At 64.9% G+C, this 13,515-nt stretch carries 12 protein-coding genes and 1 riboswitch; all 12 genes read right to left on the bottom strand.

Features of this window, described 5'->3' with window-relative positions:
* Positions 1-479: 479 nt before the first annotated feature.
* Positions 480-1,700, bottom strand: coding sequence for a PPE family protein (locus AC5Y21_RS23080; protein WP_499915896.1), 1,221 nt, complete (start codon positions 1,698-1,700; stop codon positions 480-482).
* A gap of 14 nt (positions 1,701-1,714) precedes the next feature.
* Positions 1,715-2,014 carry a PE family protein gene (locus AC5Y21_RS23085; RefSeq protein ID WP_499915898.1) on the bottom strand — a complete coding sequence of 100 codons (300 nt, stop codon included), beginning with the start codon at positions 2,012-2,014 and terminating at the stop codon, positions 1,715-1,717.
* Positions 2,015-2,309: 295 nt separating this feature from the next.
* A riboswitch (M-box (ykoK) riboswitch) is annotated at positions 2,310-2,486 on the bottom strand.
* A 111-nt stretch (positions 2,487-2,597) separates the two neighbouring features.
* Positions 2,598-4,433 (bottom strand): type VII secretion AAA-ATPase EccA, encoded by a 1,836-nt coding sequence (eccA, locus tag AC5Y21_RS23090; protein WP_499915900.1) that lies wholly within the window; start codon positions 4,431-4,433, stop codon positions 2,598-2,600.
* Entirely contained in the window at positions 4,430-5,632 is a 1,203-nt protein-coding gene (gene eccE / locus AC5Y21_RS23095) for a type VII secretion protein EccE (RefSeq protein WP_499915902.1), read from the bottom strand. The genes eccA and eccE overlap by 4 nt, the downstream gene beginning before the upstream one ends.
* Before the next feature lie 13 nt (positions 5,633-5,645).
* A complete protein-coding gene (gene mycP / locus AC5Y21_RS23100; RefSeq protein WP_499915904.1) occupies positions 5,646-7,391 on the bottom strand; it encodes a type VII secretion-associated serine protease mycosin in 1,746 nt (581 codons plus the stop codon).
* Entirely contained in the window at positions 7,369-8,880 is a 1,512-nt protein-coding gene (eccD, locus tag AC5Y21_RS23105) for a type VII secretion integral membrane protein EccD (RefSeq protein ID WP_499915906.1), read from the bottom strand. The genes mycP and eccD overlap by 23 nt, the downstream gene beginning before the upstream one ends.
* Before the next feature lie 193 nt (positions 8,881-9,073).
* A complete protein-coding gene (locus tag AC5Y21_RS23110) occupies positions 9,074-9,976 on the bottom strand; it encodes an ESX secretion-associated protein EspG (RefSeq protein WP_499915908.1) in 903 nt (300 codons plus the stop codon).
* An 86-nt stretch (positions 9,977-10,062) separates the two neighbouring features.
* Positions 10,063-10,347 carry a WXG100 family type VII secretion target gene (locus AC5Y21_RS23115; protein ID WP_499908220.1) on the bottom strand — a complete coding sequence of 95 codons (285 nt, stop codon included), beginning with the start codon at positions 10,345-10,347 and terminating at the stop codon, positions 10,063-10,065.
* Between the two features lie 37 nt (positions 10,348-10,384).
* Entirely contained in the window at positions 10,385-10,681 is a 297-nt protein-coding gene (locus tag AC5Y21_RS23120; protein WP_499908221.1) for a WXG100 family type VII secretion target, read from the bottom strand.
* A 326-nt stretch (positions 10,682-11,007) separates the two neighbouring features.
* Complete coding sequence (locus AC5Y21_RS23125) at positions 11,008-11,307, bottom strand: PE family protein (protein WP_499915910.1); 300 nt, start codon at positions 11,305-11,307, stop codon at positions 11,008-11,010.
* A gap of 430 nt (positions 11,308-11,737) precedes the next feature.
* Positions 11,738-12,955 carry a PPE family protein gene (locus tag AC5Y21_RS23130; protein ID WP_499915912.1) on the bottom strand — a complete coding sequence of 406 codons (1,218 nt, stop codon included), beginning with the start codon at positions 12,953-12,955 and terminating at the stop codon, positions 11,738-11,740.
* 10 nt (positions 12,956-12,965) lie between these two features.
* A complete protein-coding gene (locus AC5Y21_RS23135) occupies positions 12,966-13,265 on the bottom strand; it encodes a PE family protein (RefSeq protein ID WP_499915915.1) in 300 nt (99 codons plus the stop codon).
* Positions 13,266-13,515 lie beyond the last annotated feature (250 nt).

Consider the following 13,515-nt stretch of genomic DNA (forward strand, 5'->3'; position numbering starts at 1 on the left):
CATGTACAAAAAATGCACCAGATTGGCCACTCTTTGTGCTGGTCCAGGACCGCCCTTAATACAGTGACCAGGGTGATTGGAACTTATGCACAGAGCGTTCCCGCCAGGTAATCACAATGTAAAAAAGACCTGCAGGCGCCGGGACAAAGCATGTGAGATTCGCTCGGCGGCTAATCCGATCCTGAATAAAAACACAGCTTATGACCTCGCAAGGCAAGATCTAGCAATGCACCGGAAGGGCGTCGCATGCGCCAGTTCCGGGCAGGTAAATCAGCCGATCGGCGTTGTCGATGAGATATTCGTCACCGTGTCGACCGCAAAATTGATGGCACCTATGGCACCATTACAAATACTTGTACAACGACGACGCGACCGTGCCGCGTCGCACATCGCAGTGTGCGCGCGCTCTAAATAAGTCTGCTCGCAATATTGTCGTCTTTTGTGTCATGAATGCTCGGTTCGCGCGTGAATCGGACATATTATCCGGCGGCGGGCGGACGTGCGACAAAAGTGGGACGGAAGCCGTATTGGGGCACGGCCCGACCAAACCCTTGGCCGCCGAAGTTGCCGAAGGGTACCGGCGGCATGCCCGCTGCCACCGCCGGCGGGCCGATCATCGGTGTGCCCCCCAGCGCTGAGGACAGCGGGCCCGCGAGGGGTGCAGGGGAGGTCCAGCTGGGCGGCACCGACAGCGGGCCGACCAACGAGGCGCGGCCCAAGCCCGCGGCTACGGAGTTGCCCACTGCTCCGATGTTGCCCAGCGGGGCTCCTGCGACACCCTCGGCCGCAGCGACCGCTTCTGGGGCGGCGCCGGCGACGTCCGCGGCCGCCTGTTGGCCGGACAATGCCATGAAGTCGACGGCGTTGCCCAAGTAGTTGCCTGGCATGTAGAAGCCCGACGAGAAGATGGTGTTCCAGATGTTGGCGTTGGGTCCCCAAGTGTTCCAGAAGTTGTTGAGCGCGGTATTCCCAGAAGAACCTCCTAGCAGCAGGTTGAGGAATCCCCCGGCGCCCGTCCCCGTCGTCGATGTGGACGACATTGGCGAGGCCATTCCCTGCAGCGTATTGGGCAGCGCCGACATCATCTGGGACAGCGTCGATTGCTGGGTGCCGGCCGGAGTGGCCGCCGCCTTGGCAACCGCAGCAGACTGCGCGGTCAGCCCGCTTGGGGTGGTGGCCTGTTGGGGCGGGGCGAATGGGCTGAGCTGGGTGGCCACCGCCGAGGAACCCGCGTAGCCGTACATCGCGGCGGCGTCTTGGGCCCACATTTCGGTGTACTGGGCCTCGGTGGCCGCGATCGCCGCGGTGTTTTGGCCCAGGACGTTGGTGGCGACCAGCGCCGCCAGCTGAGCGCGGTTGGCCGCGATCACCGGCGGCGGCACCGTGGCAGCAAACGCGGCCTCGAAGGACGCCGCGGCGGCGTCGGCCTGCGCGCCGGTCTGCTCAGCCTGCGCGGCCGTGGTGCTCATCCACGTCACATACGGCATAGCCGCGGCCGTCATCGACGCCGACGCCGGACCATGCCAATCTTCGCCGGTAAGGCCGGTCAGGACCGAGTCGTAAACCAGTGCGGTCGAACGCAACTCGGCCGCCAGCCCTTTCCAGGCCGACGCGGCGGCCAGCATCGGGGCCGAACCCGGTCCCATGTACATCCGCGCCGAGTTGACTTCGGGCGGAAGCATTGCGAAATCCAGTGTCATGGTGAATCTTCCCTTCAGCGGGTGGCAATGGCGTTAGTGGCTTCGGTGGCGGCGTATGAAATGCCGCTGGAGCGCAGCATTTCGACCAACATCTCGTGGATCGCCGCCGCTTGGGTGCTGACGGCCTGATACATCGCGCCGTGAGCGCTGAATTGCGTTGCGGTCAAGGCTGATACCTCATCAGCGGCGGCGGGGAACACTCCCGTCGTCACCGCTGCCGCGGCTGTGTTCTGCGCGGCCATCATGGTTCCAACAGCATTCAAGTGACCGGCGGCCGTAGCCAGTGCTTCTGGATGCGCAATTACAAAGGACATCGGGCTTCTCCTCATCGAAAGGGATCGAACCCGGACGTGGTGGCTAGGTTTTCACGTCTTCACGTTTTCCGCAGTCCGCCAGCACGTCTCCGCGCAGCGGAGACGTGCGGTCTTTGCGGCGTAAGCCGAGTCAGACTGCCGAGAAGGTGCCGGGGTCGGATCGCAACGAAATGGTCATCGATCTGGAATACGGACTCTCACCGGGACTCATTTCGCTCTCACCTCCTCGCGGCCAGGGCATACGGGGATGCCACGTGCTGCACACAAGGATGAGGGCCCGACAAAGACGGCGGGCGCGGCACCCCTCTCGTCAGAGCTTCGGCACCACACGGCGTATCCAACTCAATCGGAGCCGGAAGCCACTTGGGCTCAACCCTTAAGCCGGGAAGAGCTGTCCTGACCCTGGGCGTCTTTCGACGTTCGAGGTCAGTGGCCTGTATCCATGTAGACGCCTCACCTAGCGAGGTGCGTACAAAGGAAATGGTGGCACTCACAACGGTGTGAGTCAACCCAACTGCCACCCAATTGCAATAAAGCCGCAATTGGCTTCGTCGTGGGCGGGCGCGGCGGGCCCGAAAAGCGGCTAGTCCGGGCTCTTCTTCTCGGCTACCGCCGCACTGAGCCCTTCGGCCAGGTCCTCATGCGTCAGCTCCTTGAACCGGAGCAGCTGGTCCTCGCTGAACTCCGTCAAATCGCTGGCCAGCACCGCGTCCAGGTCCTCGTCGTCCAGGCGGGCGCTGCGGTGATCACGCGCTTTTTCGACGACATTGCGCACAAAGCCGGCATTGCCGAGCAGATCGATCCCGCGGATCAGGTCGCCGTCCTCGGAGTAGCTCTGTTCGTTGTAGAACTTTGTGTACGACGGCAACAGCACCTGCGCCTCTTCGTCGGTGATGACGTCTTCGTTCTCCCGGCCCATCAACTTGGTCAGCGCGATCAGCTCGTCGGGCGTGTAGCTGTAGAACTCGATCACCGTCGAAAAGCGCCGTCGCAGACCCTGATTCACCTCGAGCATCTTTTCCATCGCCTTGGCATAGCCGGCGCCGAACACCACCAGCTCGTCGCGATGATTCTCCATGTAGAGCAGCAGCGTGTTGATGATCGCATTGCCGTAGGGGTCGCCCTGGGAGTAGCCCTTCTCGTGCAGGGTGTGCATCTCGTCGAAAAAGACCGCACCGCCTAGTGCCGCCTCGAGCAATTCCTCGGTGTTCTTCTCGGCATCGGCCATGTAGCGGCCCAGCAGCTTGGTGCGGCTGGTCTCCACCACCAGCGGCTTGCGCAGCACGGTCAGCCCGCACAGCTGCTTGGTGAACGCGCGGGCCACCGACGTCTTCCCGGTACCCGGTGGGCCCAGCAACAGGGTGTGGCGCGACGTCACGGGGACCGGAAGCCCCATTTTGGCGCGGGCCAAGTTCACCTTGGTCGTGGACTTGATGAGTTTGATTTCTTTCTTGGCCAGCTCCATCCCGAGCATCGCGTTGAGCTCGGCATCGCCTTCGCCCAGGTACTTCGCGGCGGCCTCAGCGTGCCGGGCGGCCTCAGTCTCCGCGCGGGTAGGTGCGCTGTCCGGGTCCCAGGGATCGGTGCGGGCCTCGATGGTCTCCGGGTCGCTCAGCACCAGCCGGAAGGTGGGGTTGTCCAATGCTTCCCGGGCCGGGGTGAACTTCGGGTCGCGCGAATACACCCGCCGCAGCACCTCGACGGCCTCGTCTTCGCGACCCATGTGCCGCAAGCACATTCCTTGGGTGTACAGGGCGATGTTGGCCCCGCCCGGCACCCGGTCTCCTTCGATAGCGTCCTGCGCGCGACGGTAGGCCTCCTCGAAGACCCCCAGCGACGCCAGCGCCGTGGTGGCCATAGCGGCGCCCGCGGCCTTCAGCTCGGGATGGCGCCACGTCGTGGCCTCCGGAAACTGGACGAGCACATCCGGCCAGCGCTTGGTGCGGAAGTACAGCACGCCACGGACATAGGTGACCAGCTCGGCATCGAAGGGATGGCGTGGCTCGATGTTGTCGAGCAGGTCTGCCGCCTCCTGGTACCGCTTGGCTTCGGCCAGAGTGGCGGCGTAAGCACAGGCCAACGAATCGACGCTGGTAACCGCCAGCCGCAGGAACAACCCATCGGAGACCTCGGGGCGGAACTGCAGGTCCGTGACACCCAGACGACGGGTCTCCCAGCCGAATGTCCTTACCGCCGCCCATGCGCCGGCGAGCACTTCGATGCCCTGCTCGCCGGCCAGCACCCGCGCCAGCCAGGCGTCGCACATCCCGGGATCAAGGTGGGTGGCGGTAGTGAACATCTGCAACGCCACCTGCGGGTTGTGGCTCGGCTGCAACCCATTGACCGAGATCCCAGATGCCAGCAAACCGGCGACCATCGCATTGCGGGCGTCTTCCGCGGTTGACTGCGGGCGGCTCATCGCCCTGCAGGCAAGCTCGTTGAGCTTTCCTGGGGCTGACCAAGCTCGAACATCAATTCGTCGTCATGGTCGTACAAGCCCCGGCTGGGCAGGGACAGCCGGGCCCGCAGCGAAGGGGTGGGGAGGCTGGCGCGTACCGCGGCCAGCTGACGGCCGGTGAGCCGGTTGAGTCCGGCCGCCAGCTTTCTGGGCAGCTTGCCGTCGGTGTGATAGCGCACCCACGCCGAGACCCGAGGCCGACCGCCGCGACTGGTGAGCCGGATCGTGACCACCGTCGCGTCGGTGTCGGCCTCCCAGAGATGGTCCAGTGTCTCGGCGTTGATGTCCGACGGCGTCACCCAGAAGCTGGTGGTATAGCCGTTGAAATGCTTGAGGCGCCGCCACCCCGGCCGGCTCCAGGTCGGTTCCAGGTCGGCCAGCACAGCGCTGTCGACCTCCGCGAGCTCGTCAGCGGTGAGGGGGCGGGCGGCGCAAGTTTGCCCGTCCAGATCCTGGGTGAGCCGCTCGGTGGCCGCTACCAACGTCGAGGCCAGCGAATCGCGAACCGCGACAGCGGCCACGTTGCGCTGCGGGTTCATCCGCAACACGAGCCAGGTGCGGCGCTGATAGGAGTAGGGGCGGTCGTTGAGCTCCTCCCATTCCTCGGGGCCCCAGTCGTCGAGCTTCGACAACTCGTCCGCGGTGCCCCCGCGGCGTACCTTCAGCGAGACGATGTCGATGCCGTCGAGGTAGATATCGAACTGACGCAAGCCATCGGCAACCGCGTCCACCGGCAGGGCGGCCGACGACGACGTCCGGTGCCGATGCCGCCCCGACGCTTCCTCCTCACCGGCGTCCACCGCGATCACGGTGACCAGCCGGCCTTGATATTCACGCACTCCGACCCGGTCGCGCCCGAAGCGGCGCTGGTGGTCGATCGCGGGTGTACACCCCACCGCTAGCGCGGTGCCGGGGTCGGCGGACCAGTCCCACACCCAGCTGGCCAATCCGGACCCCACCGTGATGCCGTGGTAGGTGACCAGCGAAATCAGCGCCACTAACGCGGCCAGGCCAACTCCGACCCACCACGCGACATGATGTTCGCCCTGCCACGCCTTAGGGCAATGGCTGGCCAGCACCAAGATGAAAACGTCGACCAGAAAAACCGAGGTGACCCGCGGCCACGACAACGCCAATCCCAACCTGCGCTGAGCTTTCATTGCTGCTCCGCCCCTACTGCTGCTTACGCGATCGCCGCATCAACGTCGCCGTACCGAATACCGCGCCACCTATCAGTAGCGCACCGGTCAATCCACCGGCAGCCACCCACACCGGCACCATATCGCGACGAGCGGGCGGTGTCGGCACGTTCAGCGGCGACGACAGCCGGGTCGGCGGCTTTGCCGGCCCTTCGGGTACATCCCAGGTCAGTGCCGCCACCGGATCGACGACTCCGTGCCCGACTTGATTGTCGACCCCTCGAGCCGGCGGCCTGGCGGTGTGAATCAACCGGTTGACGACTTGGTATGCCGACAGCTGGGGGAATCTGGCGCGGACCAGCGCAACCACCCCAGACACGATGGCGGCCGAGAAGCTGGTGCCGGACGGCACCAGCAACGAGTTGTCCGGACCGTCGATCGCGTTGATCAGGCCGTCGTCCCGAGGTGAAAGCCCGATGACATCGGTTCCCGGCGCGGCGATCGAGACCCACGGCCCGGCGATACTGGATTGGCTCATCGGCGAGCCACTGGCATCCACCGCGCCGACCGTGAGGACGTAGTCGCTGAACCACGACGGCGTGACCACGGTGGTGACGCCGCTCCAGCCGCGGGGATCTTTGGGCTGCAACGGGTCGTACGGCGGGTTCTGTTTGCAATCCTTCTTGTTGCTGTCACCGGCGGCCGCCACGATGACGACGTTTTTATCGACCGCCGCGTAGTGCAGCGCGGCCCCCAGCGTGCGCTGGTCGACGATGTTGCGCGCACTCATGCAGGTCACGTCGGAGACGTTGATGACCGAGGCGCCCATGTTCGCCGCGTGCACGATCGCGCGCGCCAAGGTCTCGACGGTGTCGACCTTGTGCACCGTCTGCGGATCCTCGTCGCCGGTATAGGGATCCTTCAGGCCAAAAGCGTTGCTGGACTGGCGAATCGCGATGATGTCGACATCGGGGGCGATTCCGCTGAACGCGTCCGGCGGTTTGGGCGCTGGGTCGAGCGGGCGGGGTCCGTTGACGCTGACCACTCGTCCGCCGCCGGAGTAGCTGGGGACCGTCATCGTGCCGCCACCATGATTGGCGGACGGAGCCTGGCCCGGCGCCGGTCCTGCCGGAGCTGGCGGGCCTCCCGGCGCACCTCCCGCGCCGCCTTCCTGCGGCGGCGGGGCGGGCACCACTGTCACGGTCTGAGGCAGCGGTGACAACGTTACCGTCTGTGGCGGTGGGGCTTTCGGGGGCGGCTCGGTGGTGGGAATCGTGACGGGCTTGCGTGGCGCCGCCGGCGGCCCGGCCGCGCCGTTCGCCGGCGCCGCGCCGATCATCGACGCCACGATGGTGCCGTGGGCGTCGCAGTCGGACAATCCGTCGCCGCCTGCCATCACGTAGTCGCCGCCGGGAATCAGGTGCGGGAATCTGGGGTGCGGTGTCACGCCGGTGTCGATCACGGCGACCTTCACCCCGGCGCCGCGGCCGAACGCCCAGGCTTCGGACAGGTTGAGCATGTCCATGTACTTGGGCTGCAGCCGAAAGTCCGAGCCCGGCAACACCCCGACCTCGGTGCAGTAAGAGTTCTGCTTCATCGGTGCTGCGGGTCCGGGCGGACTGTCCGGTGGGACCGCGCCCGGGTCAAACGGCGGCGGCGTCACCGCATAGACGGGGGGCAGGCCCGCTAATGCACCTGAAGTGAGCAGGATTGCGGCGGTGATCGCTCGGGACGCCCGTCCCCGCCATATCCGCCCGTCAGCGGTACCGAATCGCCGCATAAGCGTTCATCAACCACAGTGCCAACGGGAAAATCGGCATCAGGCACAGGTATTCAATCCATTCCACGAATTTGCGGAACAGCGGGCTGTAAATGGTGTTGGGCACTACCGCCGCGGCAGTCAATCCCGCCGTGGGCAGCAGGACCAGGATCGAAACCCCGATCGACAACGACAACGGCGACGCCAGCACCAAGATGTACCGAGTGACCACCGCAGCCACAACCAGCACTGCCGTTCCGGCCAAGGTGATCGCCTGCCACCGGTCGACGTAGGAACGGCCGCGCAACAACAGGAAGCCGGCGATGAAGCCGGTGAGTATGAGCGGGAGCCAGCGCTGGAAGGTGTGCGGATCGCACAACGCGGTCAGCGACACCACCGTCAACACGCCCAGCCCCGCCAGCAAGCCCGTCAGGAACGACCGCGCGCGTTCCGCCTGGAGCAGCACATCGCGCACCGACGCCGGCCCCTCCAAGACCGGCGGTCCGCCGCCGGAGCGCACCACCGTGGTGGGCAGGTCGGGCCGTGCCTCGAAAACCCACCGACTGGTGGCCGACGGAAACACCGGAAGCCGTATGCCGGCCAACCGGCGGGCCAGCGCCGGTGCCGCGTGATAGGCCACCACGCAGGCCAGCGTCACGGAGCACAACAGGGTGACGGCGCCGGTCATCGCGACCATCCGCGCCAGGCTCGCGATCATCGTCACCATGCTGACGGTGACGATCGCCGTGTAAATCCCAAGCCGGCGACCGGTGAACCGCAGGGCCAGCATCGCGGCCACGGTCAGCACTCCGGAGCCCAGCAGTGCGTGGGGGGACCCCAGCGGCCCGGGCGGCGCGGCGGTCGCGGCCACCGTCAGCGACGCGAGCGAGCTCATCAGCAGGACGTCGCCGACGCGCCGATCCTGGTCGCTCTTGGCCCGAATCAACAGCAGCACCGAAACCACCAGCACAAGCACGGCGACCGCAGCGGCGAAAATGGTTGGCAGCCAGGAGTGGTGGTGCCAGCGATACCAGCCCAGCAGCGCTGCGGAAAGGAACACCCCGATCGCCACCATGGAGGCGCCGACCTGCACCGCCATCACCGGGTCGATCGCGGCGAATCGCTTGCTGAGATTGGTCGAAACCGCGGTGGAGATGTGCTCGATGACATGCGACCGATGCTCGGTGTCTGCGATGAACCGAATCCACAGCCGGTCGCCGTCGTAAATGTCTTGCTCGGTCAGCGATTGAGCGGGCCGCAGCGGCGTGCCGTCCACCAGACACAAGGCCCACCTGCCACGTCCGGTGGTCTCCAGCGGGGCCTCGCCAAGCTCCCTGAGCCGACTGTTGACGACCTTCAGCAACGGGTCGGTCATCAGCGAAACCGGTGCGTTGGCATCCAGCAGAACGCCTATCTGGACACCCTCGCCGGCCATGAGGCCGACCACGACGGCCCGAGGCTGTGCAACACCCTCGATGTCAGTGTGTGGCGCGTCAGCTACCGCAGTCATCGCCGTGCACCCCCTGCCAATTCCGAATCATGTGGCTCGCCTCGCGGTGAGTAGTTGTGGTGACTTGTGTCAGTTCAAGGTCAATGTCAGTGTGAGTTTTGCTGCTGATTCTAGAGAAGTATCCCGCGTTCGCATCTCGGGAGCACTTTATGTTCGATCCCGTGGTTTCGCTCTGTATCTAGTTACGCGGCTGTTAAACCCGACTGTGAGTTTTCCACTCGCCGTACGGCAGTGTGTCTAATACCGTCTTCACGCCGACCTGCACCAGCTGCGGGGTCGCCGGGCAAATGGCCAGCCAGGCCTCCCCGGATCCGGCTGTTCGGGCTTGCTGATAGAGCGCGATGCGGCCGCCTGAGCCGTCCTTGAGCGACAACACCGACGCACTGGGTCCCTTGGCGTCGTCCCGGTACTGCCGCGCGTACACAGCGACCTCGGCCGCGGGGTCCGACAACGCCTGCCCCAACGCGGCCACGGTGGCGGCGCTGATGCCCATCCGCCGCAGATCGCCTCCGGAGAACACATTGAATCCCGACTCTTGCCACGATTTCGTAGCCTCGAGCATTTCTTCCAGCGGCACGTTGACCGCGTTGATCGCTGCGGGTTCGGCATGGTGGATCGATTCAAGGCCGTCCATCACCAGTGCCGCGATCGAGGCGCTGTCCGACACCGCGACGTCGTCGACCGTGATGTCGCTGCCGACTCGAACCGCAGACACCCAGTGCTGACCCCGGCGGGCCAGTACCACCCGGAACTCGTTGTCGGGAATGTCGCGCGAACCCGGCGGCTGGTCTTCGTCGTCGAGGACGCCATAGAGCAGTTTGCCGCGCGACAGCAGGGCGATGACCTCGAGGTCGGGTGCGGCAAGGACCCGCATCCGGGCGGCGACCTGCTCGTTCACCTCGTCTTTGACGACGATGCCCTGCTCGCGCATGACCGCCATCCCGGGATGGTCGTTCAGCCAGTCATTGGAATCGGTAGACACATATGGCCGGCACCGAAGCTCCGGCGCGACGTGGCGAATGTCCAGCAACGCCTGGAGCATCCAGAAACCGTCGACGTTGACGGTGATATCAGTGCGGGTGCTCTGCTGATCCATCAGTTACCTCAAAGGGTTGACGTGCTGAGACGATGCAGGACGCGGCAGCACACCGGGGTGGTGTGCTGCCGCGCCTGATGTGGTTGTTAGGCCCAGCTGGAGCCGACGGCACTGTCCGTGCTGGCCATGTTGCTGCCGGCCGCTTGGACTTTTTGGCCGTGGGCGTTGGCCTGCTCGTAAATCACCTGGAAGTTGCGTCCCAACTGGGTGATGAACTCCTGGCAGGCCACCGAACCGGCACCACCCCAGAAGTCACCGGCAGCAAGCACATCGCTGACGATGGCCTGGTGCTCGGACTCCAACGAGGCAGCCTGGGCACGGATCAACGCGCCATGCGCGTCGACGTCGCCGAACTGGTAGTTAATGGTCATCTCGGTGTTCTCCTATCGTCAGAAAAGGGGTCGGCAGCTAGCTGCTCAGGATGTGCTGGGAGGCCTGCTCTTGCTGCTCGTAGTTGTTGGCGTCACGGATCAAGCCATCGCGCACCCCGTGCAGCATGTTCACGATGTTGCGAAACGCCGTATTCATCTGACCCATGGTGTCGTAGGAGGTCGCCTCGGCGGCACCACTCCAACCCGCACCCGAGATGTTCTGCGACGACGCCCACATCCGGCGGGCCTCGTCCTCAACGGTCTGGGCGTGGGTCTCAAAACGCCCCGCCATCGCCCGCATCGCGTGCGGGTCGGTCATAAAGCGCGTTGCCATATGAATCTTCTCCTCAGTGGATTAGTTACTTGAATTGTCGTGCTGGAAGGCGATGGCCGGACTGGCTACGCGATGACGCGCCCGTCCAGCCGCTAACTAACTACGCTCCCCTTTCCGTCAGTCGCCGGTGCCACCGGCCGTTCCAACACGGTCAAGCAGATGCCGAATCCGCACAGTCGCGTTCGACGAACTACTCACACCGTCCCGGGCGCTTACGGCCCAGCCGTCGATCCCCGGGATCACCGACTGCTGGGGGGTTGCGGTAGAGCCCACGTACGAATCCATCTCGGTGGTGCTCCGTCACAACCCGTGCCCTTGCCAGCCTGTCAGCCGGCAGCGGCTGCGTTGGCGGCCTCCGTGGCCGCGTATGAACCGGAACTGGTCGTCAGAGTGTTCACGAACATCTCGTGAATCGCCGCGGCCTGAGCGCTGACCGCCTGATACATCTGCGCGTGCGCGGCAAACTGAGCTGCCGTCAGCGCCGACACCTCGTCGGCGGCGGCGGGAATCACCCCGGTCGTCGGGGCGGCCGCAGCCGCGTTCTGGGAGTTCATGGCGGAGCCGATGCCTTGCAGGCTTCCGGCCGCCGCAGCCAAGGCTTCTGGCTGCGTGGTCACGAACGACATGTTGCTTCCTCCTCAATAGACCCTCAGCAACTGCTCTGCACGAGAGTAGATGACTCCGCTGTCCAAGGTTGTTTTCGGCGCCGCCTGTTGGCAACTGTTCACCAAGCGGTACGACAAATTCACTTTCTGTAACGACACAGTAACAGTCTCCGGCCCGTTCTGCGCCTGCTCGCAGCGGTGAACCCCAGGCAGGTGGGCGAACCATGCCACGCCGTCAAACACCTGTTGAACAGCGTGTACGGCAGGCGGCCCGAGCGCGAGTCCGATAAAAATCGTGCCGTCGATGAATTCGCGCCGGCCGGGCTCGGTAGCGACCGAGCCGCATCCCGGGTCCGTTGCCGGCCCGACGTATGGCGGCTCAGCGCAGGCGCGCAACTCTCCGGCCGCGCGACACCGCTCATTGGACACCGCAGCAACTCCCGGTGCGTGGCTATCCGGCGAAGGGCGGGCGCGCCATAACGGTGGGGCGGAAGCCGTATCGGGGACCGGTGTTGGCCCCGGCGCCACCGCCAACGCCGGCGAGCGGCATGCCGCCCAGCAGGTTTCCGGCACCCGATTCGGGGGCCGCGCTGATGGTGCTAATCGGTAGCGGTGCGGCATGGCTCAGCGCAGGGCTGGGCATTGACCAGGTGGTCGGGACCGATAGCTTGCCGACCGACGCCGCTTGGCCCAATCCCGCAGCTACTCCCGGACCGCCGCCACCTCCGCCCAGCAGTCCACCCAGACCACCCAGGCCTTTGGCGGCCCCTGCCGCCGCCGCTGCGCCGGCACCTGCCCCCAGGCCTTTGCTGATGGACATCATCGAATTTGCCATACCGAATGAGAAGTATGGCAACCCCTCGAGGTTGTAAAGCGGACCGACAAAGTTCCTGAATGCGGTAATGAACCACTGCGGGCTTATTGTGCTGCTTCCACCTATCCCGGTGAGGATAGAGCCAAGGATCGAATTCGGGTCGACAGCTAGCCCGGTCGCGGTCGTCGTCACCCCGGACCCGGCAACCGACAGACTCTGTAGCTGGCTGTTCATCGAGGTCATCAGATTTGCAGTCGACTGCGCGGACGTGCCCGCTGATGTGCCGGTGGCTTGAGCGACCGCGGCAGATTGAAGGCCCTGTCCGGCCGGGTTGGTCGTTTCTGCCGGCGCGTTGAACAACGTCAGCTTGGTCGCGGTCGCCGAGTTGCCGGCGTAGCTGTACATGGCTGAAGCGTCTTGAGCCCACATTTCGCCGTATTGCGCCTCAAGGGCCGCAATGGCGTTGGTGTTTTGACCCAAAACATTGGTACTCAGCAATTGGGCCACCTCGGCGCGGTTTGCCGCAATCAGCGGTGGTGGCACCGTTGCCGCGAACGCGGTCTCATATGCCGCCGCTGCGGCGGTGGCCTGGCTGGCCGTCTCCTGGGCTTGCGCGGCGGTCGTGCTCATCCACGAGATATATGAGTTGGCCGCCTCTGCCATTGCCCCAGATGCGAAACCCTGCCATTCTTCGCCGGTCAGCGTGGTAACCGCTGCTTCGTAGCCGGACGCGGCCGAAGACAGCTCCGCGGCCAATCCGTTCCACGCGGCGGCCGCGGCCACCATCGGGGCCGATCCCGGCCCCGAATACATCAGCACGGAGTTGACCTCCGGCGGTAGTGCCCCGAAATCCATTTCCCGTCCCTTACCTGGCCGCCACCGCGTTGGCCGCCTCAGTGACCGCATACGACCCTGCGCTGGTGCGCAATGTGCTGACGAACATCTCGTGGATGGCCTGCGCCTGGGCGCTGACCGCTTGGAACATCTGTCCGTGTGCGGCGAACTGGGCCGCGGTCAGCGCCGACACCTCGTCAGCCGCCGCCGGAATCACCCCTGTCGTCGGCATTGCCGCAGCCGCGTTCTGGGCGCTTACCGCCGAGCCGATACTTTGCAAATTCGCCGCGGCTGCCGCCAATGCTTCCGGTTGCGCCGTCACAAACGACATTTTGTTTTCCTCCTCGATAGCTTTGTAACTCGATCACCTTCAGCGGAAGTCATTCCGTGGTCACGCTACTTCGCTTGCACCAAACGGTGCTGCCCGCAATGCCAACAATTCATTCCTGGCCAACCAGTGTTCATGTATTGGCAAGGAGAATTCACTTGTAGTTCGCTTACGAATTCCGTGGATACTGCGAGGTCCCACGTACTCCTCGCGTACCGCTGGGCAAAAAAATTCGGCTGAAGTTAACCTCCTA

The organism is Mycobacterium sp. NGS41 (assembly GCF_059812725.1).

What these genes read in the sequence shown, in the direction of transcription:
- AC5Y21_RS23080 (WP_499915896.1), bottom strand. Translation starts at nt 1,700, where the DNA reads ATGACACTGGATTTCGCAATGCTTCCGCCCGAAGTCAACTCGGCGCGG.
- AC5Y21_RS23085 (WP_499915898.1), bottom strand. Translation starts at nt 2,014, where the DNA reads ATGTCCTTTGTAATTGCGCATCCAGAAGCACTGGCTACGGCCGCCGGT.
- eccA (WP_499915900.1), bottom strand. Translation starts at nt 4,433, where the DNA reads ATGAGCCGCCCGCAGTCAACCGCGGAAGACGCCCGCAATGCGATGGTC.
- eccE (WP_499915902.1), bottom strand. Translation starts at nt 5,632, where the DNA reads ATGAAAGCTCAGCGCAGGTTGGGATTGGCGTTGTCGTGGCCGCGGGTC.
- mycP (WP_499915904.1), bottom strand. Translation starts at nt 7,391, where the DNA reads ATGCGGCGATTCGGTACCGCTGACGGGCGGATATGGCGGGGACGGGCG.
- eccD (WP_499915906.1), bottom strand. Translation starts at nt 8,880, where the DNA reads ATGACTGCGGTAGCTGACGCGCCACACACTGACATCGAGGGTGTTGCA.
- AC5Y21_RS23110 (WP_499915908.1), bottom strand. Translation starts at nt 9,976, where the DNA reads ATGGATCAGCAGAGCACCCGCACTGATATCACCGTCAACGTCGACGGT.
- AC5Y21_RS23115 (WP_499908220.1), bottom strand. Translation starts at nt 10,347, where the DNA reads ATGACCATTAACTACCAGTTCGGCGACGTCGACGCGCATGGCGCGTTG.
- AC5Y21_RS23120 (WP_499908221.1), bottom strand. Translation starts at nt 10,681, where the DNA reads ATGGCAACGCGCTTTATGACCGACCCGCACGCGATGCGGGCGATGGCG.
- AC5Y21_RS23125 (WP_499915910.1), bottom strand. Translation starts at nt 11,307, where the DNA reads ATGTCGTTCGTGACCACGCAGCCAGAAGCCTTGGCTGCGGCGGCCGGA.
- AC5Y21_RS23130 (WP_499915912.1), bottom strand. Translation starts at nt 12,955, where the DNA reads ATGGATTTCGGGGCACTACCGCCGGAGGTCAACTCCGTGCTGATGTAT.
- AC5Y21_RS23135 (WP_499915915.1), bottom strand. Translation starts at nt 13,265, where the DNA reads ATGTCGTTTGTGACGGCGCAACCGGAAGCATTGGCGGCAGCCGCGGCG.